A 24,209-nucleotide genomic window follows, 5' to 3' on the forward strand; every position below is an offset into this window, starting at 1 on the left:
CCGCCTCAGCTCAGGGCGCGCTTCAGCAGCTTCCCGGTGGCCGTCATCGGCAGCGACTCCACGATGGCCACGATCCGCGGGTACTTGTACGCGGCCATCTGCTCCTTGCCCCAGGCGACCAGCTCGTCCTCGGTGACCGTGGCGCCGTCCTTGAGGATCACGAACGCCTTGACCTCCTCGCCGTGACTGGGGTGCGGGACGCCGATGACCGCGGCCAGGGACACCGCCTCGTGGGTCATCAGCACCTCCTCGATCTCCCGCGGATAGACGTTGAAGCCGCCCCGGATGATCATGTCCTTGGCCCGGTCGACGATGTAGTAGAAGCCGTCCTTGTCCCGCCGGCCCAGGTCCCCGCTGCGGAACCAGCCGTCCCGCATCACCTCCGCCGTCGCCTCCGGCCGGTTGTAGTAGCCGCGCATGATGTTGTGCCCGCGGATGGCGATCTCGCCGATCTCGTCCACGCCCTCGACCGTGTTCCACGACTCGTCGATCAGCTTCACCTCGACGCCCCAGATCGGGATGCCGATCGAGCCGGGCCGCGGGTCGCTGTCGGGATCGCTGAACGTCGCCACCGGCGAGGTCTCGGACAGCCCGTAGCCCTCCAGGATGGTGACCCCGAGACGCTGCTTGACCTCCTTGATGATCTCGACCGGCAGACTCGACCCGCCGGACACGGCGACCCGCATGTTCGCCGCGATCCGCTCGACGTCGACGTCCTCGGTCAGCGCGTTGAGCAGCCCCCAGTACATGGTCGGCACGCCGGCGAAGAACGTCACGTTCTCCTTCTCCAGCAGCTTCACCGCCGCCGGCGCGTCGAACCGGGGCAGCAGCACCAGCGTCGAGGCGCTCGCGAAGCCGGCGTTCATGTTCACGGTCGAGCCGAACGAGTGGAACAACGGCAGCACGAGCAGATGGGTGTCGGTGCCGGGCTTGGTGCCGAACAGCCGATTGCAGGTCAGAGCGTTGAGAATCAGGTTCGAGTGGGACAACTCGGCGCCCTTGGCCTGCCCCGTGGTCCCACTGGTGTAGAGGATGACGGCGGGATCGGTCTCCGGCAGCAGGACGGACTCGAACACCGGCGCCTTGCCCGCCAGCGCCGCGCCCAGCGTCTCGGCCCCCTCGATCGGCGACGGCGCGGCCGGATCCGCCGTGATCAGGAAGAACTGCTCGCACTCGGCGGCCTGGCCGAACCCGGCGAATCCCTCGGCGCCCATCGGCAGCTCCGGCGTCCCCTGGAAGCAGAAGTAGGCCTTGGCCTGGGAGTCGCCCAGGTGGTAGGCGATCTCCCGCCCCTTGAGCAGCACGTTCAGCGGGACGACGACCGCGCCCGCCTTCAGGATCCCGTAGTAGACGACCGGGAAGTACGGCAGGTTCGGGCACGAGAGCGCGACCTTGTCGCCGGGCCGGATACCGCGCTCCACCAGCAGGTTGGCCACCTGATTGGCCGCCGCGTTCACCTGCGCGAAGGTGAGGCGCTGGTCGCCCAGCACGACCGCCGCGCGTTCCGGGTAGTGGCGGGCGCTGTCCTCGAGCAGGACGGAGAGGTTGAGCATGCGGTGGTTCCCCTTCATGGTCGCGCTGTGGCCTGGGTCTCATTCGAGCATGCCGCGGCGAACGGAAGAACCCTCCGTTTCGCTCTTGTTTCATGATCCGCTTCACCACTGCTTCGCTCGTCGGCCTGCGCGAAGTACCGGACCGGCCGTGGCCAGGGCGGCGACCAGGGCGCAGAGGGCGGTGACGGTCGTGGTGGCCGCCCACGGAACCACCAGCGGAACTGCCCGGCCGAGCTCGGCCTCGACCGCGGACCGCACCCCCTCGAGCGAGACCACCGCGACCGCGCCGCCGAGCACGGTGCCGACGACCACGGCGAGCACCGCCTCGGCCGTGGTGACCCGCACGACCTGCCCGGTGGTCGCGCCGGCCAGTCGCATCGCCCGGAACTCGGCCCGCCGCGCCGCCGTCGCCATGAGCAGCGTGTTCGCCACGGCGAGACCCGTGTACCCGACCGTCAGACCGATCAGCACGGTCAGGAACAGGTCAACCAGACGGCCCTCGTCGTCGATGTCGATCTGCACGTACTCGCGCGCGGTCATCGCCCGCGCCCCGGCCTGCGCCACCGGCGGACCGCTGAGCAGCACGGCGCCGGTCAACGCCGCTGGGTCGTGACGCCGGACCGCGTCCCGCGTCAGCACCACCCCCGTCGCCCCGGCCGTGACCGCCCGGACCGTCAGCCGCTCGTTCGTCCCGTCCGCCCACGCGACCGCGAGCGTCATGCCGGTCTTGACGTGCATCTTCGTCGCCGTGGCTTCGTCGACGACCAGACCCGGGCCACCTCCGCCGGCCAGATCGGCGAACTCCCCGGCAGGTATACCGGCCGCGTCGTAGCCCTTGGTCGTGCTCCCGGTCGTGACCAGAAGCCGGGTCGGCAGGCGTGAGACGCCCGGCTGCGCCGACACCACCGCGTCGCTCAGGCCCGGAGCTCCCTCCGGCGCGAGAACCGTGGCGGCGGGAATGTCGGCCGCCTCGTCGGCGCCCTGCACGTTGTCGATCGTGGCAATCGTGCCGGTGAGCAGAACCGTGAAGCCCACCGTCAGCAGCACCGGCGCGGCGGTCGAGGCCACCCGCCGCACCGCGATCAGGGTGCCCTCTCGCACCAGCATGCCCGTCGCCGCCCGCCGCCACGGCCACGTCGCCGCGCGCACCAGCGGCACGATCATGACCGGCGCCAGCAGCGCGGCCGCCGTCAGCAGCAGCATCGCCGCCCCGAGACCGGCGGTGGACCGCACGGTGACCGGCATCGCGGTCAGTCGCGCCAGCAGCACCAGCCCCGCGACCACGCCGGCCACCCCGGCGATCCAGCGCGTCGGTGTCATCGCGCGCCGCTCCACGGCCGCCTCCCGCAGCGCGTCCAGCGGCGGCGTGCGGCTCGGGCGCCGCGCGACGACGGCGACCCCGGCGAGGGCGACGACCACGCCGAGCAGGAGCGACCCGGCCAGCGCGAGCGGCTGCACGGTCACCGTGAACCCGGCCGGCTCCAGACCCGCGTCCACGAACGGGCCGGCCAGCAGCGAGGCCGCGAGCGCGCCGACCGGCAGCCCGGCCAGTGCGGCCAGCAGGGCCACGACGACCGTCTCGGCGTACATCATCCGCCGCACCTGCCCGGGAGTCGCGCCGACCGCCCGCAGCAGCCCGATCTCGCGTCGCCGTTGCGCGGCGCTCAGCGCGCAGGTGGACGCCACCACGAAGACCGCCACGAACGCCCCGAGGGTGACCATCGCGATCAGCAACTGGGCGCCGAGCCAGCGGATCCGGGTCACACCGACCGGTTCCAGGGAGTCGCGGTCGCGGCCGGTCAGGACCACACCGTCGGTGCCGACCAGCCCACGTGCCGCCTCCGCAACGGCACCGGCGTCACCGCCCACGGTCAGACCGATGACGCGTACGCCGGGCGACATCCGCAGGGCGACGGCATCCGCCACGTAGAACCCGGGTCCGTCGACCGTGCCGGTGACCGTCCAGACGCTCGGGCCGGCGGCGGTCAGGACGTCGATCCGGGTGCCCGGCGCCAGGCCCGGCACGGCGACCTCGCCGTCCCGCCCGGGTGCCGCGCCCGCCGAGAGCCGGTAGCCGCCCAGCGCCGCCGACGACCAGGCATGCCCGTCGAGCCGCGCCTCCTCCGGGTCGCCCGCGGGTTTCCCGTCCACGACCCTTTGCACGTAGAACACCGGATCGGCGGCCGCCGCCGTCACGCCGGGAACCTCGGCCAGCCGGGCCGCCAGCCGGGCTGCCTCCGGCGCGGTCCACGACTCGTACTCGGGCTCGCCGTAGTCGTTGTGGGCCACCGGCGGCGAGCTCACCAGCACCGGGGAGGCCGAATATCGCTCCGGAGCCTCCGGCCGGGACGAAAGGTAGAGCGTGGTCGCGCCGGCGACCACCGCCACACCCAGCGCGATCGCCACGAACGTCCCCGCGAAGCTCCCGAACCGATGCCGCACCATCTGCCACGCGATCATCGCGACGCCACCCGCGCGCTCCGAGCCGGACGGGCCTCCTCGAGCCGGGCCGTGCGGACCGCGATCTCCTGCGCGCCGGCCGGCCCGGGAAGCGCGTCCACCACCCGGCCGTCAGCCAGGAACAGCACCCGGTCGGCGTGGGCCGCGGCGAACGGGTCGTGCGTGACCATCATGATCGTCTGTGCGTGCTGGTCGACGGCGAGCCGCAGCAGACGTAACACCTCCCGGCCGGAGCGCGCGTCCAGCGCGCCGGTCGGCTCATCCGCGAACAGCACGGCAGGACGGGTCACCAGCGCCCGGGCGATCGCCACCCGCTGCTGCTGGCCACCGGACATCTCGCTCGGTCGATGGCCGGCGCGGTCGCCGAGACCGACCTCGGCCAGCATCGCGCTCACCTCGCCGGGTGCCGGGCTGCGGCCGGCCAGCCGCAGCGGTAGAGCCACGTTCTGCGCCGCGGTCAGCGCGGCGATCAGATTGAACGCCTGGAAGACGAAGCCGACCCGCTCGCGCCGAAGCCTGGTCAGCTGCCGCTCGGACAGCCCGCCGATCGGCGTGCCGTCGATCACGACCTCGCCGGCGCTCGCCCGGTCGAGCCCGGCCGCGCAATGCAGCAGCGTCGACTTGCCCGACCCGGACGGACCCATGACCGCCGTGAATGTGCCGGCCGGGAAGACCGCGTCGACACTGTCGAGCGCGATGACGCCGCGCTCGCCGGTGCCGTAGGTTCTGGTGACGGCTCTCAGCTCGACCGCCGGTGGTGCTTGCTCCCTCGTCATGCCGTTCAGCCAACTGGCCCGGCGGCTCCGGCACAGTAGAGCTGGATGGAGAATCGAAGGTATAGCCAGGTCTACCGACACCGGCCCGCCGCCCCGGTAGCGTCGCCCCTATGCCGGTCCGCAACGCGCTCGAAGCGCTCACGATGCGGCCGACACAGTTCCTGTGCTCGGCCTGGCCCTGGCGGTCGCTCGCCTATCTCATCGGCGGAGCGTTGCTGGGCTTCGCCGCGATACTCGCCGTGGTCGGCCTGCTGCTCGCCGGCGTGGTGCTGTCGGTCGTGGTGATCGGCATCGCCGGCTACCTCGCGACCGTGCTCTCCGGCGTCGCGGTCGGCCGGCTCGAGCGCTGGCGCATGCGCCTGGTCGACGAGAGCGTCCTGCCCGATCCGCACCGGGCCGTCCCGCGGCCCGGCCTGCGGGCCTGGGTCACGTTCCGGCTGCGCGAGCAGGCGACGTGGCGCGAGCTCGGCTACACGATGCTGTCCGGCCTGATGCTCTGCTGGATGGACGCCGTGGTCGTCACCGCCGCGATCTACGTTCCCCTCTCGTTGCTCGCCGGGCCGTTCTACATCCACGACTCGCCGCTGAGCGTCACCGTGCCGCTGGCGCTCGCCGGCATCCCGGTGGCTGTCATCGCGGCCTACCCGGTGACCGCGTGGGCGGGCGCCCGGGCGGCGATGGCCCGCGCCATTCTCGCCCCTCGCGTGCACGACGAGCATGTGCGACTGGTGGAGGTGACACGATCACGGGCGCGACTGGTCGACGCGTTCGAGGTCGAGCGGCGCCGGATCGAGCGCGACCTGCACGACGGCGCTCAGCAGCGGCTCGTCGCGCTGAGCATGCAGCTCGGCCTGGCCCGCCTCGAGATGCCCGCCGGCTCGGCCGCGGCCGAGCCGGTCGCCAACGCCCATGAGCTGGCCAAGCAGGCGCTGACCGAGCTGCGCGAGCTGATCCGCGGGGTGCACCCCAAGGTGCTCACCGATCGCGGGCTCGAGGCGGCGGTGGCCGAGGTGGCGGGCACGGCTCCGCTGCCGGTCGACGTTGACATCGGGCTCCCGGGCCGTCTGCCGTCCATGGTGGAGGTGACGGCCTACTTCGTGGTGGTGGAGGCATTGACCAATGTGGCGAAGCACAGCGAGGCGCGCCGCGCCGGGGTGACGGCGAGCGTCACCGGGAACCGCCTGACCCTTGAGGTACGCGACGACGGCCGAGGCGGGGCCGACCCGGCTCGCGGCTCCGGCCTGGTCGGTCTGGCCGACCGGGTGGCGGCCGTCGACGGCACGGTCGCCCTGTCCAGCCCGCCGGGTGGCCCGACTCTGGTCCGGGTCGAGATTCCGGTGCCGTCGTGACCGCGCCGCGGCCCACCGGGGCCGAATGCCGGGCCACCTCCGGGGACCGACCGGCCGGGCTGAGAGTCGTGCTCGCCGAGGACGGGCTGATCGTGCGCGAGGGCGTGACCGGCATGCTGCGACGATTCGGGCACGAGGTGGTAGCCGCTGTCGGTGACGCCGGGGAGTTGAAGGCGGCCGTGATCGAGCACCGCCCGCAGATCGTGGTGACCGACGTGCGGATGCCGCCGACCTTCAGCGACGAGGGGTTGCAGGCGGCTGTCGAGCTGCGAGCCGCCGACCCGCAGCTGCCGGTGCTGGTGCTCAGCCAGTACGTGGCTCCCGCCTACGCGGCCGAGTTGCTCGACTCGGGGAAGTCGGCCGGCGTCGGCTACCTGCTCAAGGACCGTATCGGTGACGTCACGGACTTCGTCGACGCCCTCGTGGCGGTGGCCGAGGGGCAGACCGTCGTCGACCAGGAGGTCGTGCGGCAGCTCATCGGGCGGCGGCGCGATCCTCTGACGTTGCTCACCTCACGGGAGAAGGAGGTACTGGCGCTGATGGCCGAAGGACGGTCCAACACGGCGATCGCTCGTCGCATGGTGGTCAGCGAGGCCGCGGTGGCCAAACACATCGGCAGCGTGCTGACCAAGCTCGACCTGCCGCCCGACGCCGACGACCACCGGCGGGTGAGAGCGGTGCTGGCCTACCTCCGAGGCTGACGCGCGGGGATCGCCCGCAGGAGGGCGGCGTAGGAGAGGGCGCCCAGGAGGACGGCGGCGACGGTCAGGCCGAGGATGGCGGCGGCGGCCGGGGAGGCGACGGCGGCGGTGGCATAGGTGAGGGCGATCTCCACGCCCAGGCAGAGAAGGAGGACGCGGGAGATGACGGGAGTCTCCTGGAGGGCGTCGAGCGTGGGGCGGGCGGCGTAGAAGGCGGCCAGGGGGATCGCGGCGGGGAGGGCGGCGCGGAGGACGTCGATCGCGTCGTGGAACTCGCTGCCGAGGAAGTTGTGGACCAGCGGCGGGGCGACCACGGCGAAGAAGAGGACGCCGAGGGCGGCGAGGGCGGCCGCGGCGAGGGGGAGGGTCTTGAGGCCGCGGGTGAGGCTCCGGCCTCCGCTCCGGCCCGGTAGGTGGAGCGGGGCCGATTGGAAATAGCCGCTGAGGCGCGGGAGCAGGACCGGCGTGAGCATGCCGAAGACGGAGCAGATCAGGGTTATCGCGGACGTGGCGAAGCCGATGAAGCCGGGGGCCGGTGAGCCGGGGGCGGCGCCGGCCACGAAGAACGTGGGGAAGGCGAACAGGGCCGGCAGGGCGATCTCGCCGGGGGCGCGGCGGATGCCGAAGCGGAGCAGGGTTCGCAGTGCGGGCGGAGCGGGCGGGTGCTGGGCGGGCGGGTGCTGCGCGGGCGGGTGCTCCGCGGGCGGAGCGGGCGGGTGCCGCGCGGGCGTTGCGGGCGGGCGCTGTGGGGACGGCGCGTGGCGGCGGACGGCGACGATGCCGCCGAAGGCCAGGAACGCCATGGCGGCGCCCTGGATGGCCAGGAACAGGTCGATGCGGGTGGTGCAGGCGAAGGCGAACAGCGGGAGGAGGCCGAGGCCGGACAGCGACACGGCGTTGGAGAGGCGGACCTGGCCGTTGCCGCGCAGGCCGGCCATCGTGACCACGACCAGGCAGTTCCCGGCGGCCAGGACGACCACGGCCCGGGCCGCGTTCACGCCGCCGGGGATCCCGAGCAGGCGGCCGACGTCGTCGGCCAGGACCAGGCCGATCAGGCCGAGGACGTCCATGACGACGACCTGGACCAGGAATGCCTGCAGGGCCAGGATGCGGGCCCGGTCGCCGGCGCGGGGGAGGTACCGGTGCAGGGCGGGGACCAGCCCGAGCAGGGCGAACGGCTGGACGGTGGCGACCACGCCCCGGGCGACCTGGTAGTAGGCGAAGCCGTTCACGCTGGCCCGGCGGGCGACCAGGTGGAAGAGCAGCAGGCCGGAGGCGAGCGTCAGCCAGTGTGCGGCCGTCGAGGCGACGTAGTCGCGGCGGACGACGGCGGGAATGCCGGCGGCGAGGGCACGCAGGGACACACGATCAGGCGTTCACGGGCTCGGTGGGCAGCACCCGCAGCAGGTACTCGTCGACCCCGCGGACACCGAGCACGGCCAGCACGGTGAGGACCAGGATCTCCAGGTCGACGCGGAGGCGGTGATCGGCGACGTACGCCAGGCCCAGCTCGATCTTGCGGGGGCGGATCAGGAGGTCGTACGCGAGATCGGGGTCGCCGTGACCGGCCAGGATCCCGCCCTCGTCGCGGAAGACGATGGACGCCCAGTCGGTGATGCCGGGCTTGACCTCGAGGAGGCGGCGTTCCCGCTCGGTGTAGCGGGCGACGTCCGACGGCACCTGGGGGCGCGGGCCGACCAGGCTCATCGACCCGCCCAGCACGTTGAGGAACTGGGGCAGCTCGTCGAGCTTCCACCGGCGCAGCATCCGGCCGGTCAGGGTCAGCCTCGGGTCGTCGTCGGCGGTGGACGGGCCGCCGAGGCGGGCGGCGTCGACGACCATGCTGCGGAACTTCAGCATCTTGAACGGGCGGCCGCCGAGACCCACGCGCTCGCCGCGATACAGGATCGGGCCGCCGTCCTCCCGCTTGATCCGCCACGCGCAGAACGCGGCGACGGGCGCCCCGGCCATCAGGACGGCGGCGGCCACCGTCACGTCGAGGATCCGTTTCGCGCGGTCGTAACCCGTGGTCACCCGGTCAGCCTATCCCCAACTTATGAGGATTTATCCGTTTCGCGCGACGAGGGCGAGGGGCGCGAGGAGGGCGAGAGCGAGGGGAGGAGCCGCGGAGAAGAAGGGAGCCCGGACGGCCGCGTGGACGAGGGATGCGGCGAGGAAGGGAGCGCGGGCGGCGGCGTGGACGAGGGATGCGGCGAGGAAGGGAGCGCGGGCGGCGGCGTGGACGAGGGATGCGGCGAGGAGAGCGAGTACCGGTAGACGCGCGAGGTGGCGCCGTGGTGGATGGACGTGCGGCCCTCGAAGGTGGCGCCCATCTTCTCGTAGAAGCCCTGCGCCCGGCGTTGCTCCTCGCCGGTGACGATTTTGATCGCGGTCTCCCCGTGCGCGGCGAACCAGCCCGTCAGTTCGGTGAACAGGGCCTGCGCGATGCCGTGACCACGGCAGTCGGGCTGGACGACGAAGTTCATGATCTCGGCGTCGGGCAGCGCGGAACCGGCGTGCGAGGCGTAGCGCAAAGTTTCGGCCAGGCGCCGCAGGCGCTGGCGGGTCAGCAGCTTCGGGACCAGCGCGGGGCCGGCCACCCACCACTTGCGCAGGACGAACTCGCGGAGCAGGGCCGACATGTCGCGGGCGCCGCAGATGTAGCCGACCGGCTCGTTGCCGCGCTGGGCGATGTACAGCGCGGCGTGCCGGCTGGCGGCCACGTGGCGGTAGAGCATCTCGAGCGCGGGGACGCCCAGGGACGACAGGAAACCCTGCGACACCTCGGTGGCGTGCATCTCGGCCACGGCCCGGATCTGCTCGTCGGTGAACTCGGTGAACGGCCCGCCCAGCACCCGGATCCGGGGGAGCCCGCTCGGCCGGCCCAGGGCGTCCCCGACGAGCCGCAGGCCGCGGTCGACATCGGCGTCACGGACGTTTCCGCGTACCGGGAAAGTGATCAGATGGTCCGCCGCCCACTCCCCGTTGGGGCAGGAGCCGGGCGTGTAGCCGGCGGCCCGCAGCGCCTCGCCCGACAGCGGGTGCACCGGCGTGGCGAACCACTCGCCGACCTCGAGCCGCTGCTGAGCGGCGATCCGGACCAGCGCGGCCTTGTCGGCGACCGGCACCGGCATCCGGAGCAGCGGTCCGGTCCCGGCCGGCGGCGTCAGCAACGAGAGCCGCTCGAGGCCGGCCCGGTACCGCTCGGCGACCGCGTCCCGGCGGGGGACGAGGAGGGCGGCGGTCCGGGTACGCGACGGAAGCCGTCGCCGGACCGACCGGGTCATCCGCCACGCGTACTCGGGGCTCGCCGACGGGTCGACCGAATACGATCCGACGACCAGCCCGAGCCCGGCGAGCCGCCGGTACAGCGACCGCAGCCGCCACACCATCCCGGTCCGGTCGACCAGCGAGAACGCCGCGTACTGCGCCGACATCATCGCCTCGCGAGAGACCGGTGGCGTCCGAAATGTCGCATATTGCCGTCGCATGATCGAGGCGAGCGCGGGGTCGCGGACCACGGCTGTCCCGCCCACCCCGGCGACGATCGGCTTACCCCACTCGTACGAGAAGAACGCCGCCACGCCGCGCACCTCGTGCGGCCCGGTGACGTGAGCGCAGTCCTCGATCACGGGCAAACCCATCCCGATAAAAGCCGACAAGTCGGGTGAGATGCTCCCGAACGTGTGCTGCACGATGATGGCCCGGGTCCGCGACGTGACGGCATCGGCAACCCGGCCCGGGTCCGGTCCGTAGGTGAACGGGTCGATGTCGACGAAGACGGGCACGAGACCGAGACGGATCAGCGGCTCCACGACCGCGGCACACGTGTAACCCGGCACGATGATCTCGTCCCCGGGCACGGCGCCGAGCCCCCGCAGGATGGCGTAGAGCGCCACCCGCCCCCGGTAGTAGTCGAAGGTCTCCATCACGGCGCCCGATCGACGATGCCCCACACCGAGCCGGCGCCGTAGACGACGTGGGTGGTCACGAAGACCAGCGGCAGCGCGGCCATCAGCCGGGCGTCACGGTGCCGGCGGGCGAGCCGCGCCGAGGAGAGAAGAGCCAGCGTCCCGTACGCCCCGAGCACCCCACCCGTGACCCGCCGCGCCCGCCGGGAGAACGGCGCCAGGACCGCGCCGCCCGCCACCGCCAGCACGAAGGCGAGCGGCACCACGTTGCGCCACGACCCGATCCAGCGGCCGACCGACCGCGACGCCGCGAACGGCCAGTACCCGGCCTCGAACATCCACGAGCAGAACTCCGGGAAGTCCGAACGCGGGTAGTACACGCAGACGATGTCGGGCAGCAGCAGGATCTTCCCGCCCGCCTCCCGCAGCCGGTTGTTGAACTCCCGGTCCTGCGCCCGGGTCAGGTGCTCGTCGAACAACCCGATGTCGTCGAAGACCCGCCGCCGGTAGCAGCCGCCGAAGACGGTGTCGACCCATTGCGGCGTACGCGACCCGGTCCGGTACCTCGAGTTGCCGGCCCCGAACGTGTCGGTCGTCGACAGCGCGATCGCCCGCGACAGCAGGCGGTCGTCGCGGGGCACCGACCGCCGCACCCCGCCCACGTTGTCCGCGTCCGGATGCGCCCGCAGCCCGGCCACGCACCGCTCGATGTAGTCGGGCGGATAGGACGCGTGCACGTCGAGCCGCACGATCACGTCGCCGACCGAGGCCCGGATCCCCCTGTTCAGCGCGACCGGCTTGCTGTGGCCCGGGTTGTCGAGCATCCGTAGCCGCGGATGCCGGTCGCCGAACGACGAGACGACGTCGCGGGTGCCATCGGTGCTCATCCCGTCGACGAGCAGCAGCTCCAGCCGGTCCGCCGGGTACGTCTGCCCGAGCGCCGACTCGAGGAAGGCCTCGATGAACGTCGCCTCGTTCCAGCACGGGACGACGACGCTGACGAACGGGAGGCTCATGAGCCGAAGAACCGGCGGACGCTGGCCGCGACGTACGCGACCTGGTCGTCGGTGAGCTCGACGTGCAGCGGCAGCGAGACCACCTCGCGGCAGAGGCGCTCGGTCCGCGGCAGCGACAGGTGGTCCAGGCCCAGCCCCTTCTGCCGGTGCAGCGGGATCGGCCACGAGATCAGCGTCTCGATGCCGTCCGCCCGCAGATGCGCGACCAGCTCGCTGCGGCGCGCCGTCGTCACCGGGTAGTTCTGGAACACGTCGTAGCGGCGGGGATCGGCGTCCGGGCCGACCGGGATCGACAGATCGGGCACGTCGTGCAGGAGCGAGGTGTACAGCCGGGCCAGCTCGCGCCGCCGCTTGATCCACTCGGGCAGCAGCCCCAGTCGCCAGTCCAGGATCGCCGCCTGCAGGTTGTCGAGCCGGCAGTTGTAGCCCCAGCCGTCCAGCTCGGCCTGCGCCACCCGGCCGTGGTCGCGCAGCGCGTGCAGCCGGTCGGCGAGCGCGCCGTCGCTGGTGAGCACCGCGCCCGCGTCGCCGAGCGCGCCCAGCAGTTTCGCCGGGTAGAACGAATAGGTGCTGGCCAGCCCGAACGTGCCCGCGTTGCGCCCGGCGAAGCTCGCGCCGAGGGCCTGCGCGGCGTCCTCGACCACGACGGCGCCCACCGACTCGGCCACCTTCAGAACCGCGGCCATGTCGACCGTACGACCGTTGAGATGCACCGGGATGATGACCTTCGTCCGCTTCGACACCGCGTCCGCGAGCTGATCGGTGTCCATCAGATGGTCCTCGCCGATGTCGACCAGCACCGGCTTGGCCCCGCGCAGCACGAACGGCGAGATGGTCGCCACGAACGTGTGCGCGACGCTGACGATCTCGTCGCCGGGACCGATGTCCAGCGCGTGGGCGAGCAGCCGCAGACCGTCGGTGCAGTTGCTGACCCCGACGCCGCGCGCCGTGCCGACGAACCGGGCCAGGTTCGTCTCGAAGTCGCGCAGCTGGTGCCGGAGCATCAGGTCGCCGGCGGCGATCGTCTCCTCGATGACCGGCAGCAGCCCGGCCCGCTGCCGGCGCCACTGCTCGGGATAGTCAACGAACCTGACACGCCAGTCCACGGTTGACCTCCAGTTGTTCGAGCACGCGGGCGGTGATCGCGGCCGGGTCGAGGCCGTGCGCGCCCCGCAGGTGGTCCTGGTCGCCGACGAGCGAGGAGAAGCGGGCGGGCAGCCCGATCCGGATGAGCGAGGCCGACCCCGGCGTCTCGGCCAGGATCTCGGCGACGGCGCTGCCCAGGCCGCCGGTGATCGAGTGCTCCTCGACCGTGACGATCGTGCGGTAGCGGTGCGCGGCGTCGTGCACGGCCATGACGTCGAGCGGGTCGAGCCACGGGAACGAGCGGACGTCGGCGTGCACGCCGGCGTAGCCGAGCAGCTCGGCGGCCTGCACGACGTTGGCCAGGATCGCGCCGGTGGAGAAGATCGCGACGTCCCCGCCCGTACGCAGGCCGACCGACTCACCCCGCGCGAGACGCAGCGCAAGCGGATGCACATCGGGTTCGCCGGCCTTGCCCAGCCGCAGGTAGGCGGGCCCGCCGTTGGTCAGCAGGTCCTCCATCACGGCCGACGTCTCGACCGCGTCGCCGGGCGCCGCCACCGCGAGTCCCGGGATCGAGCGCATGATGGCGAGGTCCTCGGTGGCGTGGTGGGACATCCCGAGGGCGCCGTACGCGAGACCGCCACCCACCGCCACGACGACGACATCCGCGTGGTGGTACGCGACGTCGTTGCGGATCTGCTCGAGGCAGCGCAACGTGGGAAAGTTCGCGATCGAGTACGTGAACACCCGCGCCCCGGCCAGCGCCATCCCGGCCGCCAGCCCGGTCATGTTCTGCTCGGCCACCCCGGCGTTGACGAACTGGCCCGGGCAGCGGGTCATGAACTCCTCGACCGCGCCGAACCCGATGTCGGCCGTGATCAGCACGACGTCCGGGTTGCCGGCCGCGGCCTCGGCCAGGTCGGCGAAGAACCGGGCCCTCACGACGTCACCTCGGCCAGCGCTCCCGCCAGCTCCTCGTCGGTCGGCGGCCGGTAGTGCCAGGCCACCTGGTTCTCCATGAAGGACACGCCCTTGCCCTTGACCGTGTGCGCGAGCAGGCACCGCGGCCGGTCCGGCCCGGCGCCGCGCGGCACGTCCAGCGCCCGCGCCAGCTGCTCGTGGTCGTGCCCGTCCACCTCGGTCACCTGCCAGCCGAACGCCGTCCACTTGCCGGCGAACGGCTCCAGCGCGAGCGTCTCCTCGGTCGTCGTCAGCGACTGGAGCTTGTTGTAGTCGACGATCGCCACCAGGTTGGACAGCCGGTGGTGGGCGGCGAACATGGCCGCCTCCCACACGCTGCCCTCGTCGCACTCGCCGTCACCGAGCAGCACGAAGGTGCGCCAGGCCTGCCCGGTCTGCCGGGCCCGCCAGGCCAGGCCGGCCCCCACCGGCAGCCCGTGCCCGAGCGAGCCGGTGGAGAGCTCGACGCCGGGGATGCCGACGTGGCTGACGTGCCCGGAGAGGAAGGAGCCGTTGCGGTAGTGCTGGGTCAGCAGCGCGGTGTCGAAGAAGCCCCGCTCGGCCAGCGTCGCGTAGAGGGCGGCGCCGGCGTGCCCCTTGCTCATGATGAACCGGTCCCGGTCGGCCCGGTCCGGGTGCTGCGGGTCGACCTCGAGGATGCGGTCGTAGAGCGTGGCGAGGATGTCGGCGCAGGACAGCGCCGAGCCGACGTGCGAGCTGCGCCCGGAGTTGGTCATCCGGAGCACGTGCGCGCGGACGGCCCGCGCGGTGGTCGCGCTCATAGCACCGCATATCCGATGTACGGGTCGAACTCGAACCGCCGCAGCTCCAGCCGGCCGATGCCGACCTCGTCGAGCAGCGCCGACGTCTCGCCCGGCCAGAGCGGGTTGTCCAGCTCGTCGAAGGCCAGCACCGCGCCCTTGGGCATGCGCGGCAGGAAGTGACGCAGCGCGGTGGCCGTCGGCTCGTACAGGTCGAGGTCGAGGAACAGCAGGCTGACCACCAGGTGCGGGTTGTCGGCGACGAACTGCGGGACGGTCTGGCAGACGTCGCCGCGGACCAGCGTCGCCTTGGGCAGGTGGCCGAGGAACCGGTCGGTGTCGTAGATCTCCAGCAGCCGGGTCAGCTCGTCGTAGCTGTCGGCGGCGAGCCCGCCGACGGACGCGCCGGTCTTCGCCGGACGGTCGTGCCCGGTCACCGCCGGGAAGCCGCCGAACGAGTCGAAGCCGTACAGCCGCCGGGTCAGGTTCGTCGGTTCCAGTGCGGCGCTGAGCTGGGCGAAGGTCATGAAGCTGGCCCCGCGGAAGACGCCGCACTCGACCAGCGAACCCTTGACCGGCAGGGCCAGCTTGAACAGCTCGTAGAGGGCCGCGAACCGGGTGACCTGGGCCCGGCGCAGGTAGCGGGCGGCGTTGGCGAGCCTGGTCGGCAGGTCGTCGCGGCTCATCGCGAAGACCTCGGCGATCGCGCCCGGCACCTGCCGCTCGGTCGCCGTCTGCAAGGCGCCCGGCGTGGTCACGAGGCACCGCTCAGGGCGAGGGCGACCGAGCTCCAGCCGCCCGGCCGCGGTGCCGGCGGCAACGGCGGCCCGAAGGTGTCGGCGCTGGTCGGCAGGCCGAGCCGGCGGCGCGGGGCGGCGACCATGTTGAACACGCAGCCGAGCACCCGGGCGTCGACCGCGCGCAGCGCCCGCATCGCCGCCGCCACCTGCCCGGCGGTGGTCCTTCGGGAGCGCACCAGCAGCAGCGCGCCGTCGGCGCGGGCCGCCACCACGGCGCCGTCGGTCACCGGAAGCAGCGGCGGCGTGTCGAAGATGACCTTGTCGAAGCGGTCGCGCAGCTCGTCGACGAGGTCGGCCATCCGCTGCGAGGCGAGCAGCTCGCTCGGGTTCGGCGGCCGGTGCCCGCTGGCCAGCAGCCACAGGCCGGTGCCCCACGGCTGCAGCACCTGGTCGAGCGAGGCGCCGCCGACCAGCACCGTGGTCAGCCCGGTCGAGCCCTCCCGGCCCAGGAACGCGGCCAGCCGCGGCCGGCGCAGCTCGGCGTCGACGATCAGCACCTTCTGGCCGGCCTCGGCGAACAGGATCGCCAGCCCGCACGCGGTGGCCGAGCGCCCCTCGGCGGGCATCGGGCTGGTCACGGCCAGGATCTTCAGCGGGCGGTCGCCGCACGCGAACTGCAGGTTGGTCCGCAGCTGGCGCAGCGCCTCGGCCCGCGGCGAGCGGCTGTCGGAGATGAACGGGCCGGACCGGCGGCGGGCCTTGCGGTCGCGCGGCACCAGCGCCAGCACCGGCGCGCCGGTCATCTCGGGCAGGACCGCGGCGGTCCGCACCGAGTCGTCGAAGACCTCGCGGACGACGGCGAGCGCCGCGCCGATCAGCAGGCCCACCGCCATGCCGAGCGCGTCGTTGTGCAGGGGCCGCGGCGCGACCGGGTGGGGGTTGAGGCGGGCGGCCGGCTCGACCGGGGTGACCACCGCCGCCGGGCCGCTCGGCGCGGGCCGCGCCTCGAGCTGCTCCACCAGCGCGGGGAACCGCGGGATCACCGCCTGGGCGATCGCCTGCGCGCGGGCCGGAATTCCATTGGTCACCGTTACGGTCAGCAATACGCTGTCGCCCGCGGTGGTCACCGTGATGGACTTCTTTATTTGCTCCGCGGTCATTCCGGTATTCGTTTCCGACGCCAATTCCCGGGCGAATCTGTCGCCGGTCAGCAGTTCGGTGTACGTCTTGAGCCGCCCCGCCACGAACATCGACCCCTCGAGCGCCGAGGAGCCGTCCTTGCCGGTCGTGGAGAGGAAGAACGTGGCCGTCGCCGCGTACTCGGGCGGCGTCCGGCGGTTGATGACCTGCGTGATCGCGAGCGCGGCCAGCACCGCGGCGGCCATCACCCACCACTGCCTCCCCGCCACCCGGAGGTAGTCACGTAGCTCCACGCTCACCTCCCGACGCCGCGCTTGCCCTCAAACTAGGCGGCGGGGCGCCGAAGGCGGAGCGATATCCCGAAGTTCGTTTAGGCTGAGAAAACGGCAGCGACGACCCGTATGTTGCGAATGAGCCGGGAGGTGCGCCCGTGTCGAAGGGGAACAGATATCTCCCGCATTCCGCCGACGCGACGGCGTGGGTGGCCGGGCTCGCGTCGCGGCTGCGATGGCGGCTGCGCCCGAAGGTGCGGGCCCGGCCCGGCGAGCGCGAGGTCACCCCGGTGCTGCTGTTCGGGGCCGGCGCCGCGGGACGCAACCTGCTGCGGTCGATGCGCGACGACCCCGGCGGCCGGTATGTGCCGGTCGGGGTGATCGACGACGATCCGCGCAAACGACGGATGCGGTTCTCGGGCGTACCCGTGCTGGGGAACCGTCACGACATTGCCGCGCAGGTGGACCGCACCGGCGCGGCCACCGTGGTGTTCGCCGTCGCCAACGCCGAGGCCGCCCTCGTGCGGGAGATCCGCGACCTGGCCACCGCGGCCGGCGCCGGGTTCCTGGTGGTGCCGTCGGTGAGCGAGCTGATGGACCACGAGCTCGGCGTGCGCGACCTGCGCGAGGCCGACGTCGCCGACCTGCTCGGCCGGCACCAGATCGACACCGACCTCGGCGCCATCGCCGGCTACCTGACCGGCAAGCGCGTGCTGGTCACCGGGGCCGGCGGCTCGATCGGGTCGGAGCTGTGCCGGCAGATCCACCGGTTCGCGCCGGCCGAGCTGATGATGCTCGACCGGGACGAGACCGCGCTGCAGGCGGTGCAGCTGTCGATCGACCCGCAGGCGCCGCTGAGCGATCCGTCGCTGCTGCTGGCCTCGCTGCGGGACGTGGCCCGGGTCCGCGACATCTTCCGGACCCGCCGGCCGCAGGTGGTCTTCCACGCGGCGGCGCTCAAGCACCTGCCGCTGCTCGAGCGCTATCCGGGCGAGGCGGTCAAGACCAACATCCGCGGTACGCTCGCGGTCCTCGACGCGGCGGCGGCGACCGGCGTGGAGCGCTTCGTCAACATCTCCACCGACAAGGCGGCCGACCCGGTCAGCGTCCTCGGCTACTCCAAGCGGATCACCGAACGGCTGACCGCGTACGTGGCCCGGCACAGCCCTGGCACCTTCCTGAGCGTCCGCTTCGGCAACGTCCTGGGCAGCCGCGGTTCGGTCTTCACCACGTTCAGCGCGCAGATCGCCGACGGGGGACCGGTGACCGTGACCCATCCCGACGTCACCCGCTACTTCATGACCATCCAGGAGGCGGTGCACCTGGTGATCCAGGCCGCGGCGATCGGCCGCGACGGCGAGGCGCTCGTGCTGGAGATGGGCGAGCCGGTGCGGATCGCCGAGGTGGCGCGGCAGATGGTCGCCCTCGCGCCGCGCCCGGTGGAGATCGAGTACACCGGGCTGCGGCCGGGGGAGAAGCTCAGCGAGGTGCTCTTCGGCGCGGGCGAGACGGACTCCCGTCCGTACCACCCGCTGATCTCGCATGTCGAGGTGCCACCGCTCGACCCGGCGCTCGCCCGGGGCCTGCCGGCCGACGGCGACCCGGAGCGGCTCACCGCCGAGCTGGCGGGCCTCTGCGCGCCGGCCGCCGATGCCCGGCGCCCGGCGGCGTAGACGGACGCCCGGCGGCGTAGACGGACGCCCGGCGGCGTAGACGGACGCCCGGCGGCGTAGACGGGCGCTGCGGGCGGGAACCGGTCGCGGCAACCACCGGAACCCGCCCGCAGCTCCGGGCGGCCACGCCGAGGGCGGCGGCGCGGCGGCGAGGAGGAGATGAGGTCTTCGGGCCGGGCCCCCAGGGCGGAGCATATGCCGGTCAGTGTGCTCCCGTCGTGTTACAGAATGCGCCCATGACTTTTTCGATCGTCGCCCGGTCCGCCGACGGGCGGGCCCACGGCGTCGCCGTCGCCAGCAGGTTCCTCGGGGTGGGTGCGGCCGTTCCCGCCGCGTCGGCCGAGGTGGGGGCCGTCGCCACCCAGTCGTACGCCAATCTCGCGTACCGGCCGCAGGCCCTTTCGCTGCTGAGCACCGGGGTGACCGCGGCCGGGGCGGTGCGGGCCCTGATCGCCGCCGACGACGGCCCGGTCGCGCTGCGCCAGGTCGGCGTGGTCGGTGCCGCCGGTGACGGCGCCACGTTCACCGGCGCCGAGTGCGTCCCGTGGGCGGGCGGCACGGCCGGCGACGGCTTCGCGATCCAGGGCAACATGCTGGCCGGGCCGCAGGTCGTGGAGGCGATGGAGGTGGCGTGGCGGGCGTCCTCGTCCGCGCCGGGCTCGGCCGCCGACGATCGCCTCGCCCACCGCTTGCTCGCGGCGCTGCGGGCGGGCGACCTGGCCGGCGGCGACCGGCGGGGCCGGCAGAGCGCGGCGCTCTACGTGGTGGCCAAGGGCATGGGGTACGGCGGGACCAGCGACGTCTGGGTGGATCTGCGCGTGGACGACCACGCCGACCCGGTCGCCGAGCTGGGCCGGCTGCTCGACCTGCACACGCTGTACTTCGAGCGCCCCGACCCGGCGACGCTGCTGCCGCTGACCGGCGCGGTCGCCGAGGAGGTGCGCGAACTGCTGGAGAAGGCCGGCCACGGCCAGGCCGACCTCGACGTGGCCCTGGCCGACTGGGCCGGCATCGAGAACCTGGAGGAGCGCCTGATCCCCGGCGCGATCGACCCGCTGGTCCTCGCGCAGCTACGCGGCCGGTAGCGACGGCGCGGCCGCGCTTTGCTCTGCTTACCGATACGCGCGGCCGCCCTGCGCGGCTACGCGGTCGTCAGCGGCAGGCCGGCGACCGTCTCGTGCAGGGCCCGGGCCAGGGCGGCGGCCAGGGGCCGGGGCCGGCGCGCCGCCGTGACGATGCCGACGTACCGGCAGGGGCACGGCGGCGCGAGCGGCACGGTGGCCAGCCCGCCCAGGTCGGCGGTCAGCGCCACCTGCGGGATCATGCTGACTCCGACGCCCGCCCGCACCAGCGACTGGGCGAAGACGTAGTCGGTGCCCCGGCACGCGGTGCGGATCTCGAAGCCGGCCATCGCCGCGTAGTGGTCGAGCATGTCGACGATCGCCAGGCAGCCGTGCACCCAGCGCTCGCCGGCCAGCTCGGGCAGCGCCACCGACTCGCGCCCGGCGAACGGGTGCCCGGCCGGCATCACGATCCACATCGGGTCGTCCAGCAGCGGCGTCCAGACCAGGCCCTTCGCCTGCGGTGCGGGCCCGTCGAAGTGGTAGGCCAGCGCCAGGTCGGCCGCGCCCGAGCGGACCAGGGGCAGGGCGTCCTCGGGCTCGTTCTCGAGCACGGTCAGCTCGACGCCCGGGTGCTCGGCCGAGAACCGGATCAGCGCCGCCGGGAGCAGCCGCTGCCCGCCGCTGGTGAAGGTGGCGACGGTCAGCCGCTCGGTGCGGGCGGTGACCAGCCGGGCGATCTCCTCCTCGGCGCTCGCCAGCTCGTCGGTGATCGCGTCGCTGGTCTCGGCCAGCACCCGGCCGGCGTCGGTCAGCTCGACGCCGCGGGTGCTGCGCCGCACCACGGCCGTGCCGAGACCGCGCTCGAGCGCGCTGATCTGCTGCGAGACGGCCGAGGGGGTCAGCCGCAGGACGGCCGCGGCCCGGTTGAAGCTGCCCTGCCGGGCGACCTCGCGGAGAACGGCCAGACGGCGTACGTCGATCATCAGCCCACCTTAATACGGCATCAGCAAGTCACCACTACCGCTTACCACGTCGGAACGAGAGGGTCGAGGGGTGAATCGACGTGCCTGGCTGTTGTTCCTCCTCGTCTCGGTGCTGTGGGGGATCCCGTACTTCCTGATCAAGATCGCCATCGACGACCTCTCGCCGGTCTTCGTCGTCGCCGGGCGCGGGCTGATCGCCGCCCTGGTGCTGCTGCCGGTGGCCGCCGCCCGCGGGAGCCTCGGCGTGCTGCGCGAGCGGGCGGGGACGGTGGCGCTGATCGCGGTGGTGCACATCGTCGGCCCGTTCCTGCTCATCACGTACGGCGAGGTGCATATCACCTCCTCCCTGACCGGCCTGCTGATCGCCGTCGAGCCGGTCGTGATCGCCCTGCTGATGTCGCGCACCGAGCCCCTCACCCGGGTCCGTACCACCGGTCTGGTCCTCGGTTTCGCCGGCGTCGCCGTCCTGGTCGGCCTCGACGTCTCCGGCGACCGGCTCGGCCTGCTCGGCGCCGGCATGGTCCTGCTCGCCGCCGTCAGCTACGCCGTGGCCACCATGCTGGTCCAGCGCCGCGCCGCCGACATCCCGCCCGAGGCGCTGGCCGGCGGCACCACCGCGATCACCGCCGTGGTGCTGGCCCCGTTCGCCGTCCTCACCTGGCCGAGCGGGCCGGTGCACGCGAACGCCTGGGCCGCGCTGGCCGCCCTCGGCGTCTTCTGCACAGCGGTCGCGCTGCTGGCCTTCTACCGTCTGATCGCGCTGGCCGGCTCGAACCGGGCGGGCCTGGTCACGTACGTGAACCCGGTCGTGGCCGTGCTGCTCGGCGTGCTGCTGCTGAGCGAGCCGCTGAGCGGGAGCACGGTCGCCGGCTTCGCCCTGGTCGTCGCCGGCTGCTGGCTCTCGACCCGCCCGGCGCCGGCCCCGGTGGCCGCCGAGCCGGTCCCGGTCGGCTAGAGGCTGTCCCGCGGACGCCGTCAGGCGCCCCCTGGGCCTCGCCGCAGCCCCGCGTGATCCGCGGACAGATCCTGGAGGTCGCGCCGGTACCAGGTGCCCGGCTTGCCCCCGGGCTCGGCCGGGCCGACCGGGACGAACCCGGCCTTGACCAGAACCCGTGTGGACGCCACATTCTCGTCGGCCGCGGCCGCGCGCAAGGTCCGCAGCCCGTGCTCGGCCGCCGCCGGCCGGCACAGCTCGCGGACCGTCGTGGTCGCCACGCCCCGGCCCGCGACCCGCTGTGCGACGCGATAGCCGAGCACGGCCGTGCCGTCCGACAGGTCGTACAGGTTGAACCGCCCGAGCACCGAGCCGTCGTCGCCGACGAGCACGTAGAAGGCGCACGTGCCGGCCTCCTGCTCGGCCAGCAGGGCGCGGTAGTGGCCGGCGAACCGGTCGAAGTAGTCGTCGCCGCGGTCGGACACCGAGGCGGCGAAGTAGGCGCGGTTGGCCACCTCGAAGGCCAGGACCGCCGGGGCGTGGTCGGCGTGCAGCAGCCGGAGCTCGGGCATCGCCCGACCGTACCCGGGCCTCGCCGCCCCGCACTCCGGTGGAGGATCATGCAAGGTATGCAGACTTTTGATGTGGTGGTCGTCGGGGCCGGGCCCGGCGGCGAGGTCGCCGCCGGGCGGCTGGCCCAGGCCGGGCTGTCGGTGGCGATCGTGGAGGCCGACAAGGTCGGCGGTGAGTGCTCGTACTATGCGTGCATCCCGTCGAAGTCGCTGCTGCGCCCGGGTGAGCTGCTGGCCGAGGCGCGACGGGTGCCCGGCGTGCGGGAGGCGGTCACCGGGCCGCTGGACGTGGCCGCGGTGCTGGCCACCCGCGACGACAACATCGGGCACCTCGACGACGCCGGGCAGCTGCCCTGGCTGGAGGAGCGCGGCGTCCACCTGGTACGCGGCTGGGGCCGGATCGCCGGCGACCGCAGGGTGGAGGTCGGCGGCGAGATCCTCGAGGCCCGCAAGGCCGTGATCCTGGCCGGCGGCACGGTGGCGACGATCCCCGACATCGAGGGCCTGCGCGACGCCAAGCCGTGGACCAACCGGGAGGCGACCACGGCCGAGACGATCCCCGCGTCGCTGATCGTGATCGGTGGCGGGGTGGTGGGCGCGGAGATGACCCAGGCGTACGCGTCGCTCGGCTGCCGCGTCACGCTGGTCGAGGGCGAGCACCGGCTGCTGTCGCGCGAGGAGGAGTTCGCCTGCGTGCAGGTCACCGAGTCGCTGCGGGAGCAGGGCGTCGACATCCGTACCGGGCAGTCCGCGGTCAAGGTCGAGCGGGCCGGCGACCAGGTGACGGTGACCCTGAAGGACGGCAGCACCGCCACCGCCGACCAGCTGCTGGTCGCGGCCGGGCGCACGCCGCAGTCGAAGGATCTGGGCCTGGACGCCGACGGCTACCTCGAGGTCGACGACCACATGCGGGTGCCGGGCAAGGACTGGCTCTACGTGATCGGTGACCTGAACGGCCGCGCGCTCTACACCCACATGGCCAAGTACCAGGCCGCGATCGCCGCCGAGCACATCCAGGGCCGCGACATGGTCGTGGAGCACCTGGCCGACGGCCCGCGCTCGCCGCGCGTCATCTTCACCCACCCCGAGGTGGCGGCGGTCGGCTACACGGCGGCCGGGGCGGAGAAGGCGGGCTTGCGCGTACGCGTCATCGACGTCGGCACCGAGGCCAACGCGGGCGGCGCCTTCACCGGCGGGGGCGCCGGCACCTGCCGGTTCGTCGTCGACGAGGACCGCGACGTGCTGGTCGGCGTCACCTTCACCGGCGCCGAGGTGGCCGACTTCCTGCAGGCCGCCACCATCGCGATCGTCGGCGAGGTACCGCTGCGCCGGCTGCGGCACGCCATTCCGTCGTTCCCGACCCGCAGCGAGGTCTGGCTGTACCTGTTCAACGAGCTCGGCCTCTGACCCGCGCCCTGGCCGTGACCGCCCGGGGCGGTCCGGGCCGGGGCAAACCAGCCGCCGGTATGACGAGGCGGGCGCCGATGTCGGCATAGGGTGATCGCATGGGTCAGCGCATCTTGATCACCGGCGCCCGGCGGGGCATCGGGGCGGCCGTCGCCGTCGGCCTGGCCCGCCCCGGCAACACGCTGTTGCTGCACCACCTCCAGACGCTCGACGAGGCCGAGAAGGTTGCCGCCCTGTGCCGCGACCTGGGCGCCCAGGCCGAGATGCTCGAGGCCGACCTGTCCGACCCGGCCGCGATCCGCGCGCTGGCCGACCGGGCCGGCCCGGTCGACGTGCTGATCAACAACGCCGCCCGTGCCTCGAACGCCGACTTCGGCGTCCTCGCGCTCGAGGACTGGCAGGCGACTTTCGCCGTCAACGTCACCGCGCCCATGCTGCTGGCCCAGGCCCTGAGCACCGGCATGGCCGAGCGTGGCTGGGGCCGCATCGTCAACGTCGTCTCACCCACGGTCCGGATGGGCGGCCCGTCCGGACCGGCCTACGTCGCCAGCAAGGCCGCGCTGATCGGCCTCACCCGCTCGCTGGCCCGCGCCCTCGGCCCGGCCGGCATCACCGTGAACGCCCTCTCCCCGGGCGCGATCCGCACCGAGGGCGAGGCCGAGCTGGCCCACGGCCGCGACGCCGAGGCGCACGCCCCGCTGGTGGCGACCCAGGCGATCCCGCGCTCCCTGGTCCCCGAGGACCTGGTCGCCACCGTCCGCCTGCTGATCTCCGACGGCGCCGGCGCCCTCACCGGCCAGGTGATCGAGGTCGGCGGCGGCCTGGTCTTCCGCTGACCGCGCGCCCGCATG

General features: G+C 73.2%; 21 protein-coding genes. 7 read left to right on the top strand and 14 right to left on the bottom strand.

What is annotated here, in order from left to right:
* Positions 1-5: 5 nt before the first annotated feature.
* From ACQP2F_RS23425 to ACQP2F_RS23435, 3 genes are all read right to left on the bottom strand, one after another.
* A complete protein-coding gene (locus tag ACQP2F_RS23425) occupies positions 6-1,571 on the bottom strand; it encodes a long-chain-fatty-acid--CoA ligase (protein ID WP_433290647.1) in 1,566 nt (521 codons plus the stop codon).
* 84 nt (positions 1,572-1,655) lie between these two features.
* Positions 1,656-4,013 carry an FtsX-like permease family protein gene (locus ACQP2F_RS23430; protein ID WP_433290649.1) on the bottom strand — a complete coding sequence of 786 codons (2,358 nt, stop codon included), beginning with the start codon at positions 4,011-4,013 and terminating at the stop codon, positions 1,656-1,658.
* Positions 4,010-4,789, bottom strand: coding sequence for an ABC transporter ATP-binding protein (locus ACQP2F_RS23435; protein WP_433290651.1), 780 nt, complete (start codon positions 4,787-4,789; stop codon positions 4,010-4,012). The genes ACQP2F_RS23430 and ACQP2F_RS23435 overlap by 4 nt, the downstream gene beginning before the upstream one ends.
* 110 nt (positions 4,790-4,899) lie before the next feature.
* Between ACQP2F_RS23435 and ACQP2F_RS23440 the strand changes: the two genes are divergently transcribed.
* Positions 4,900-6,138: a sensor histidine kinase gene (locus tag ACQP2F_RS23440; protein ID WP_433290653.1), complete on the top strand. Its 1,239-nt coding sequence runs from the start codon at positions 4,900-4,902 to the stop codon at positions 6,136-6,138.
* A 113-nt stretch (positions 6,139-6,251) separates the two neighbouring features.
* Positions 6,252-6,839, top strand: a complete 588-nt coding sequence (locus tag ACQP2F_RS23445) for a LuxR C-terminal-related transcriptional regulator (protein ID WP_433307589.1) — start codon at positions 6,252-6,254, stop codon at positions 6,837-6,839.
* Here the strand turns inward: ACQP2F_RS23445 and ACQP2F_RS23450 are convergent.
* From ACQP2F_RS23450 to ACQP2F_RS23490, 9 genes are read right to left on the bottom strand one after another with little or no spacing between them, the layout of a single operon-like run.
* Positions 6,824-8,203 (bottom strand): hypothetical protein, encoded by a 1,380-nt coding sequence (locus ACQP2F_RS23450; RefSeq protein WP_433290655.1) that lies wholly within the window; start codon positions 8,201-8,203, stop codon positions 6,824-6,826. The genes ACQP2F_RS23445 and ACQP2F_RS23450 overlap by 16 nt on opposite strands.
* 4 nt (positions 8,204-8,207) lie before the next feature.
* Positions 8,208-8,873, bottom strand: a complete 666-nt coding sequence (locus ACQP2F_RS23455; protein WP_433290657.1) for a sugar transferase — start codon at positions 8,871-8,873, stop codon at positions 8,208-8,210.
* A 20-nt stretch (positions 8,874-8,893) separates the two neighbouring features.
* The gene (locus ACQP2F_RS23460) at positions 8,894-10,768 is read right to left on the bottom strand and encodes a GNAT family N-acetyltransferase (RefSeq protein WP_433290659.1); all 1,875 of its coding nucleotides are present in this window, start codon (positions 10,766-10,768) and stop codon (positions 8,894-8,896) included.
* The gene (locus tag ACQP2F_RS23465) at positions 10,768-11,766 is read right to left on the bottom strand and encodes a glycosyltransferase family 2 protein (protein WP_433290661.1); all 999 of its coding nucleotides are present in this window, start codon (positions 11,764-11,766) and stop codon (positions 10,768-10,770) included. The genes ACQP2F_RS23460 and ACQP2F_RS23465 overlap by 1 nt, the downstream gene beginning before the upstream one ends.
* The gene (locus tag ACQP2F_RS23470; protein WP_433290663.1) at positions 11,763-12,872 is read right to left on the bottom strand and encodes a DegT/DnrJ/EryC1/StrS family aminotransferase; all 1,110 of its coding nucleotides are present in this window, start codon (positions 12,870-12,872) and stop codon (positions 11,763-11,765) included. Before ACQP2F_RS23470 ends, ACQP2F_RS23465 begins: the two co-directional genes overlap by 4 nt.
* Entirely contained in the window at positions 12,847-13,794 is a 948-nt protein-coding gene (locus ACQP2F_RS23475; protein ID WP_433290665.1) for a transketolase family protein, read from the bottom strand. The genes ACQP2F_RS23470 and ACQP2F_RS23475 overlap by 26 nt, the downstream gene beginning before the upstream one ends.
* Positions 13,791-14,594: a transketolase gene (locus tag ACQP2F_RS23480; protein WP_433290667.1), complete on the bottom strand. Its 804-nt coding sequence runs from the start codon at positions 14,592-14,594 to the stop codon at positions 13,791-13,793. The genes ACQP2F_RS23475 and ACQP2F_RS23480 overlap by 4 nt, the downstream gene beginning before the upstream one ends.
* Entirely contained in the window at positions 14,591-15,331 is a 741-nt protein-coding gene (locus ACQP2F_RS23485) for a TylF/MycF/NovP-related O-methyltransferase (protein ID WP_433290669.1), read from the bottom strand. The genes ACQP2F_RS23480 and ACQP2F_RS23485 overlap by 4 nt, the downstream gene beginning before the upstream one ends.
* Positions 15,328-16,746, bottom strand: a complete 1,419-nt coding sequence (locus ACQP2F_RS23490) for a polysaccharide biosynthesis tyrosine autokinase (protein WP_433290670.1) — start codon at positions 16,744-16,746, stop codon at positions 15,328-15,330. The genes ACQP2F_RS23485 and ACQP2F_RS23490 overlap by 4 nt, the downstream gene beginning before the upstream one ends.
* 137 nt (positions 16,747-16,883) lie before the next feature.
* Here ACQP2F_RS23490 and ACQP2F_RS23495 point away from each other — a divergent pair, with 137 nt between their 5' ends.
* Entirely contained in the window at positions 16,884-18,398 is a 1,515-nt protein-coding gene (locus ACQP2F_RS23495) for a polysaccharide biosynthesis protein (protein WP_433290672.1), read from the top strand.
* Positions 18,399-18,634: 236 nt separating this feature from the next.
* On the top strand, positions 18,635-19,483 hold the full coding sequence (locus ACQP2F_RS23500) for a DUF1028 domain-containing protein (protein WP_433290674.1): 849 nt from the start codon (positions 18,635-18,637) through the stop codon (positions 19,481-19,483).
* Positions 19,484-19,539: 56 nt separating this feature from the next.
* Here the strand turns inward: ACQP2F_RS23500 and ACQP2F_RS23505 are convergent, their stop codons facing one another.
* Positions 19,540-20,445: a LysR family transcriptional regulator gene (locus ACQP2F_RS23505; protein ID WP_433290676.1), complete on the bottom strand. Its 906-nt coding sequence runs from the start codon at positions 20,443-20,445 to the stop codon at positions 19,540-19,542.
* 70 nt (positions 20,446-20,515) lie between these two features.
* Between ACQP2F_RS23505 and ACQP2F_RS23510 the strand changes: the two genes are divergently transcribed.
* On the top strand, positions 20,516-21,400 hold the full coding sequence (locus ACQP2F_RS23510; protein ID WP_433290678.1) for a DMT family transporter: 885 nt from the start codon (positions 20,516-20,518) through the stop codon (positions 21,398-21,400).
* Positions 21,401-21,420: 20 nt separating this feature from the next.
* On the opposite strand, the gene ACQP2F_RS23515 is transcribed toward ACQP2F_RS23510, so the two are convergent.
* Positions 21,421-21,951 carry a GNAT family N-acetyltransferase gene (locus ACQP2F_RS23515; RefSeq protein ID WP_433290680.1) on the bottom strand — a complete coding sequence of 177 codons (531 nt, stop codon included), beginning with the start codon at positions 21,949-21,951 and terminating at the stop codon, positions 21,421-21,423.
* 57 nt (positions 21,952-22,008) lie between these two features.
* On the opposite strand from ACQP2F_RS23515, the gene ACQP2F_RS23520 reads away from it, so the two are divergent.
* Together ACQP2F_RS23520 and ACQP2F_RS23525 are read left to right on the top strand one after the other, a co-directional pair.
* On the top strand, positions 22,009-23,358 hold the full coding sequence (locus tag ACQP2F_RS23520; RefSeq protein WP_433290682.1) for a dihydrolipoyl dehydrogenase family protein: 1,350 nt from the start codon (positions 22,009-22,011) through the stop codon (positions 23,356-23,358).
* Positions 23,359-23,456: 98 nt separating this feature from the next.
* A complete protein-coding gene (locus ACQP2F_RS23525; RefSeq protein WP_433290684.1) occupies positions 23,457-24,194 on the top strand; it encodes an SDR family NAD(P)-dependent oxidoreductase in 738 nt (245 codons plus the stop codon).
* The last annotated feature ends 15 nt before the right edge of the window (positions 24,195-24,209 follow it).

The organism is Actinoplanes sp. CA-030573 (assembly GCF_050951115.1).
Classification (GTDB): Bacteria; Actinomycetota; Actinomycetes; order Mycobacteriales; family Micromonosporaceae; genus Actinoplanes.

Coding starts and splice junctions, on each gene's coding strand:
- ACQP2F_RS23425 (WP_433290647.1), bottom strand. CDS start 1,571: ATGAAGGGGAACCACCGCATGCTCAACCTCTCCGTCCTGCTCGAGGAC.
- ACQP2F_RS23430 (WP_433290649.1), bottom strand. CDS start 4,013: ATGATCGCGTGGCAGATGGTGCGGCATCGGTTCGGGAGCTTCGCGGGG.
- ACQP2F_RS23435 (WP_433290651.1), bottom strand. CDS start 4,789: ATGACGAGGGAGCAAGCACCACCGGCGGTCGAGCTGAGAGCCGTCACC.
- ACQP2F_RS23440 (WP_433290653.1), top strand. CDS start 4,900: ATGCCGGTCCGCAACGCGCTCGAAGCGCTCACGATGCGGCCGACACAG.
- ACQP2F_RS23445 (WP_433307589.1), top strand. CDS start 6,252: ATGCTGCGACGATTCGGGCACGAGGTGGTAGCCGCTGTCGGTGACGCC.
- ACQP2F_RS23460 (WP_433290659.1), bottom strand. CDS start 10,768: ATGGAGACCTTCGACTACTACCGGGGGCGGGTGGCGCTCTACGCCATC.
- ACQP2F_RS23465 (WP_433290661.1), bottom strand. CDS start 11,766: ATGAGCCTCCCGTTCGTCAGCGTCGTCGTCCCGTGCTGGAACGAGGCG.
- ACQP2F_RS23480 (WP_433290667.1), bottom strand. CDS start 14,594: ATGAGCGCGACCACCGCGCGGGCCGTCCGCGCGCACGTGCTCCGGATG.
- ACQP2F_RS23500 (WP_433290674.1), top strand. CDS start 18,635: ATGACTTTTTCGATCGTCGCCCGGTCCGCCGACGGGCGGGCCCACGGC.
- ACQP2F_RS23505 (WP_433290676.1), bottom strand. CDS start 20,445: ATGATCGACGTACGCCGTCTGGCCGTTCTCCGCGAGGTCGCCCGGCAG.
- ACQP2F_RS23515 (WP_433290680.1), bottom strand. CDS start 21,951: ATGCCCGAGCTCCGGCTGCTGCACGCCGACCACGCCCCGGCGGTCCTG.
- ACQP2F_RS23520 (WP_433290682.1), top strand. CDS start 22,009: ATGCAGACTTTTGATGTGGTGGTCGTCGGGGCCGGGCCCGGCGGCGAG.
- ACQP2F_RS23525 (WP_433290684.1), top strand. CDS start 23,457: ATGGGTCAGCGCATCTTGATCACCGGCGCCCGGCGGGGCATCGGGGCG.